The organism is Qipengyuania sp. (genome assembly GCF_042095715.1).
In the GTDB taxonomy this organism is placed as follows: Bacteria; Pseudomonadota; Alphaproteobacteria; order Sphingomonadales; family Sphingomonadaceae; genus Qipengyuania.
This window is the reverse complement of sequence record NZ_JBELMO010000118.1, coordinates 1-5,031: the sequence shown is the minus strand read 5'-3', so window position 1 is coordinate 5,031 and position 5,031 is coordinate 1. Positions and strand designations below refer to the sequence as shown.

The following is a 5,031-nucleotide window of genomic DNA, read 5'->3' as shown; positions in this document are numbered from 1 at the left end:
GTCGGGTTCTGAGACGCCGACGCCGGGAAACGCCGTCAAAGGGCAGGCCACACCAGTAAGCTAGCGAACCAAATATCGCTTGACTTGATAGTGTGCTTGCGTATCGTTTTTAGCCAGATCGGAAATGTATCCGGCAGGCAACGGCCCTTTTGGGGAGGATAAATATCATGCGCATCCGTTCCATCTTGTTCGCAGGCGCGGCTTCTTCAGTGCTTGGCGCGCCGGCGCTCGCTCAGGTGTCGCCCGATGTCGGAACCCCCGGCACGGCTAAGGTGGATATGGCTACCCCTTCCGGCGCGGCGAACGGGGCGGATATCGTCGTCACGGCGCAGCGTCGCGACACGGCCTTGTCCAAAACCCCCGTTTCAGTCGCCGTTGTCACGAGCGAGAAATTGCGCGACGCTCAAATCGGCACGGAGGAGGATCTCAGGGTCGCAACACCGGGCCTGTCCGTTCGTACGAGCGCATCCTCAAATCAGGTCAATTACTCGCTTCGCGGCCAATCTCAGGACGCCTACAGCGGCACGCGACCGGGCGTGCTTCCCTACATCAATGAAGTCCAGGTGCCCGGCTCCAACGCGACGGTGTTCTACGACCTCAGTTCGGTTCAGGTTCTCAAAGGGCCGCAGGGCACACTCTTCGGTCGCAGCGCGACGGGTGGTGCCGTATTGTTTGCCACCGCGTTGCCCGGCGACAGGTTCGACGGTTATGTGGACGCATCCTACGGGAATTATAACGCCGCAAAGGTCGAGGGCGCGGTCAGTATTCCGCTCGTAAAGGACGCCGGCCTTGGATTGCGCCTCGCGGGTTTCTACGAACGTCGCGACGGGTTTCAGGAAAACATTCTTCTCGGCGGTCGCGAAGGCGATATCGAGCGATATGGGTTTCGCGGCACCCTGCGCCTCGAATCAAACGGCTTTTCCAACATCACCACATATGAGTATTTCAAGTCGGACAGCAGCAACACGATCGGTGTGATATCAGGCCTGCTGCCCTTCACAGGTTCTCCGCCGCCCTACATCCCGGTTACGGCCCTGTACGCGGGAAACTCCACTCCGCTGCAGACGGCCACCGGGATCGGCACCATCCAGGCCTTCACTGGCGGCGCCGTTCCAGCCAATGTGATTGCGGCCTATTATAACAATTACTTTTCGACGCCAGGCCATCCGGCCACGGGTCTCACGCAGTTTCTGGCGGATCAGAATGCGCGTGGTCCGTTCAAGGTGGCGATAGATGGCGACAACTTTTTTCGAACGGAAAATCACATTGTGACCAATCGTTCGACCGTGCCGCTTAGCGACACGATCGACTTGGTAAACATCATCGGTTTCTCGAAGATCAATTCCAGCCTGTCCCAGGATGCCGATGGCACCTCTTATGGCATTGCAGAGCAAGGATATCGTGGGGAGGGCCTTTCCGCAATCCAAGACAATTGGCAGATATCCGACGAGCTTCAGCTCAAAGGGAAAATCTTCTCGGATAGGCTGGATTTCGTCGCGGGCGGTTACTTTGCCGATGAAAAGCGAGATGAGCGGCAGCATACCCGCCGGTTCTTTGATATTCTTTTTGGCGGCCAGGAGCAATTCAACGACTACATTCTACGTAACACAACCCTGGCGGGTTATGCTCAGGGAACTTTCAAGGTAACCGATAGCGGTTTATCCGCGACCGCCGGTGTGCGCTATACAAGCGAAGATGTCGGCAAGGATACTTTGCCCACCGACTCATATCGTAGGGCGCTGGGTGAGAATCCCGCAGTGCCTGGTGTCAATTATCGCCAGCGTGCAAATTACTCGAATTGGAGCTGGACTTTCGGATTGCAGCAGCAGTTCGACAACGTACTTCTCTACGCCACGACACGACGCGCCTACAAGAGTGGCGGGTTTAACACGACGGTTGCACCGATCGATGCGGGAGCGGCAGCTGGTGGTGACATCTACAATCAGGAGATGGTCACTGACGTCGAATTGGGTGCGAAGTTCTCAGGGCGTGTAAGTAACATGCCCACCAGGTTCAACCTCGCCCTTTATCGCAATTGGATCGAGAACAGTCAGCGCACTGCTTATACGCTTGTGCTCGGGAACCCGGCTTCGGTGACGGTCAATGTTCCAAAAGGCCGCGTTTATGGCGTCGAAAGCGATCTGTGGGTTCAGCCCACGAACTGGCTGAGCCTGGGCGGGACTGTGAACTATATCAACTCCGCATTCACCGATGGTCGGGTGAACGCCAACGGTATCAGCCAGATTTTTGACCGCGTTCCCGATACGCCCGAATGGTCCGGGACGGTCTTTGCGGATGTGACGGCCCCGGTATCCGATAGCCTCTCGTTGCTGCTGCATGGCGATGCTTACGGGCAAACCGAAACCTTCACTTCGCCGCGTTCCGCCAATTTTGCAGGCACGCGTATCGGTGGCTACGTACTGGCAAATTTCCGTCTCGGAATTCGAGACAATAACGCCGGCTGGACCCTGAGTGCGAACCTGAAGAACGCGTTCAACAGAGTCTATTATGGAGGCGGCCTGCCGACTGGCGAGATCTATCAGATCAACACCCTGGTACCCGGCAATCCACGCACCATTTCGGTTCAGTTACAGTATAAATTCTGACACGTCGTCGACAGCGCTTTCCTCTTCCGTGCGTCCAATCATGCGGAGATGGCGCCGGACTCGCCGTGCAGTATCGCGCGCATCAAGCCGCGGTTCCGCCGTTGGCAGTCTGTGGGACTGCGCGGCGGATCGCGCCACGAATTGCCCGTGCGCGCGATCTCCAGCCTGATGATGCCTGCTTCCTGTCGCGCTATGCGACCGCTTCCGCCAGAGCGGCGTCGATATCTGCCGCTGCGTGGCGCTCGCGCAGGTATTCGCCTGGCTCGCCGCTCGGGCGATTGACGATCCGGCCGCGCCGCACGCCTTCGCGCCTGCCGACCGTCTCGGCCCAGCGCTTCAGGTTCGGATAGTCTTCCACCGCGAGGAAGGTCTGCGCATTGTACAGGCCGTTGACGAGCAGGCCGCCGTACCATGGCCATACCGCCATGTCCGCGATCGTATAATCGTCGCCCGCCAGATAGGCGCGATCCGCCAGATGGGTGTCCAGCACGTGTAGCTGGCGCTTCGCCTCCAGCGCGTAGCGATCGATCGCATATTCGATCTTGAACGGCGCATATGCATAGAAATGGCCGAAGCCACCGCCCACGAACGGCGCCGATCCCATCTGCCACATCAGCCAGTTGATCGTTTCCACCCGCGCCGGTCCGGAGGCGGGCAGGAAGGCGCCGAACTTCTCGGCGAGGTACAGCAGGATCGAACCACTCTCGAACAGATGCGTGGGGGGAGAGGTGCTGTGGTCCGCGAGCGCGGGGATCTTCGAATTGGGATTGATCGCGACGAATCCGCTGCCGAACTGGTCGCCCTTGCCGATGTCGATCAACCAGGCGTCATATTCGGCGCCGCGATGGCCCGCGGCGAGCAGCTCCTCGAGCATGATCGTCACCTTCTGCCCGTTCGGCGTGGCGAGCGAGTAAAGCTGTAGCGGATGCTCGCCGACGGGCAGTTGCTTGTCGTGGGTCGCGCCGGATATCGGGCGGTTGGTGCTGGCGAACTTGCCGCCATTGTCACGATTCCATGTCCACACCGCCGGGGGCACATAGCCCTGCGGCTGGTTGTTGGCTCCGTCCTCGTTCGCCATCTGCGATCTTCCTTTCCGCCGGTGCTGGATGTTGCCGGACCAGGGAGATAGGGCGGCGCATCGTCGGCGACCAGCGCATTAACGGCAACGCTGCCTTGCCGAACGCGGGCGAAGGCAAGGCTGGACGCCGCCGGCCGGACGCTTATCACGCATCGACGCGCCGGGGCAGGTCATCACGCGGCGGCGATGGGAGACGACGGAATGAAGACGGCGATCGTGACCGGGGCGACTTCGGGCATCGGGGAGGCAACGGTGCGCGCCCTGGTGGCGGGCGGGTGGCAGGTGATCGCGACCGGACGGCGTGCCGAACGGCTCGCCGCGCTGGCCCGCGACCTGGGCGAGCGGGTCCACCCGGCGGTGTTCGACGTCACCGATGAGGACGCACTCGACCGCGCGCTGGCGGAATTGCCGGAACGCTTTCGCGGGATCGATCTGTTGGTCAACAATGCCGGGCTGGCGCTGGGGACGGCCCCCGCGCAACGCGCCGATCTGGCGCAGTGGCGGACGATGATCGATACCAACGTCACCGCGCTGGTGACGATCACGCACCGCCTGCTGCCGACGCTGATCGAGCGCAAGGGCGCGATCGTCAATATCGCGTCGGTCGCCGGCAGCTATCCCTATGCCGGCGGCAATGTGTACGGCGGGACAAAGGCGTTCGTGCAGCAATTCTCGCTCAATCTGCGCGTCGATCTGCATGGCACCGGGGTGCGGGTCACCGCGATCGATCCGGGCATGGTGGAAACCGAGTTCACGCTGGTCCGCACCGGCGGCGACCAAGCGGCTTCCGACAGCTTGTATGCGGGCGCGCAGCCGATGACGGCGGCGGATATCGCCGCGACAGTGGCGTGGATCGCGAACCTGCCGCCGCATCTTAATATCAACCGGCTCGAACTGATGCCGGTGAGCCAGTCGTTCGCCGGTTTTCAGGTCGCCCGCGAGGGTTGACCCCGGGGGGGAAGTCGGGGCCGTCCGGGGAGCGCTATGGCAAGGAAGAAACGCCTGCTCACCGCCACGATGGCGGACGGCTATGTCAAGACGATCGGGCCGACCTCTGCGCGCTTCACGCATTACTGGCGGATCGTCGCTTATCTGCCGAACGGGGCGACCGAGGTATTCTGGGGCCATAGCGCATCGCTGCGCGACGCCAACCGCAAACGCGCCGCCGCTGCCGAAGCCGCTGCGACGCGCGGCTGGACCCGTTATGATTTTGAGGTCGTCGAACTGGTCGAGCATTGATCAGGCGGCGCGCCCGGCAGGGACGCGAACCACTCGGCATAAGGCGTGTTGCGCGCCATGTGCCGGTGATAATCGGGCGCCCCGTCGCTCCACCACACCGGGCCGCGC

At 61.5% G+C, this 5,031-nt stretch carries 4 protein-coding genes; 3 read left to right on the top strand and 1 reads right to left on the bottom strand.

The genetic code is table 11. From position 1 onward, the window contains the following. Positions 1 to 167: 167 nt before the first annotated feature. Positions 168 to 2,606, top strand: coding sequence for a TonB-dependent receptor (locus ACFDTG_RS16020; protein ID WP_375249963.1), 2,439 nt, complete (start codon positions 168 to 170; stop codon positions 2,604 to 2,606). 190 nt (positions 2,607 to 2,796) lie between these two features. On the opposite strand, the gene yghU is transcribed toward ACFDTG_RS16020, so the two are convergent. Continuing rightward, positions 2,797 to 3,684 (bottom strand): glutathione-dependent disulfide-bond oxidoreductase, encoded by an 888-nt coding sequence (gene yghU / locus ACFDTG_RS16015; RefSeq protein ID WP_375249962.1) that lies wholly within the window; start codon positions 3,682 to 3,684, stop codon positions 2,797 to 2,799. 201 nt (positions 3,685 to 3,885) lie between these two features. Here yghU and ACFDTG_RS16010 point away from each other — a divergent pair, with 201 nt between their 5' ends. Both ACFDTG_RS16010 and ACFDTG_RS16005 read left to right on the top strand, forming a co-directional pair. After that, entirely contained in the window at positions 3,886 to 4,632 is a 747-nt protein-coding gene (locus ACFDTG_RS16010; RefSeq protein WP_375249961.1) for an SDR family NAD(P)-dependent oxidoreductase, read from the top strand. A gap of 36 nt (positions 4,633 to 4,668) precedes the next feature. Continuing rightward, entirely contained in the window at positions 4,669 to 4,923 is a 255-nt protein-coding gene (locus ACFDTG_RS16005; protein ID WP_375249960.1) for a hypothetical protein, read from the top strand. Positions 4,924 to 5,031 lie beyond the last annotated feature (108 nt).

Excerpts from the sequence above, each read along its gene's own strand:
- ACFDTG_RS16020 (WP_375249963.1), top strand. The coding sequence starts at position 168 with ATGCGCATCCGTTCCATCTTGTTCGCAGGCGCGGCTTCTTCAGTGCTT.
- yghU (WP_375249962.1), bottom strand. The coding sequence starts at position 3,684 with ATGGCGAACGAGGACGGAGCCAACAACCAGCCGCAGGGCTATGTGCCC.
- ACFDTG_RS16010 (WP_375249961.1), top strand. The coding sequence starts at position 3,886 with ATGAAGACGGCGATCGTGACCGGGGCGACTTCGGGCATCGGGGAGGCA.
- ACFDTG_RS16005 (WP_375249960.1), top strand. The coding sequence starts at position 4,669 with ATGGCAAGGAAGAAACGCCTGCTCACCGCCACGATGGCGGACGGCTAT.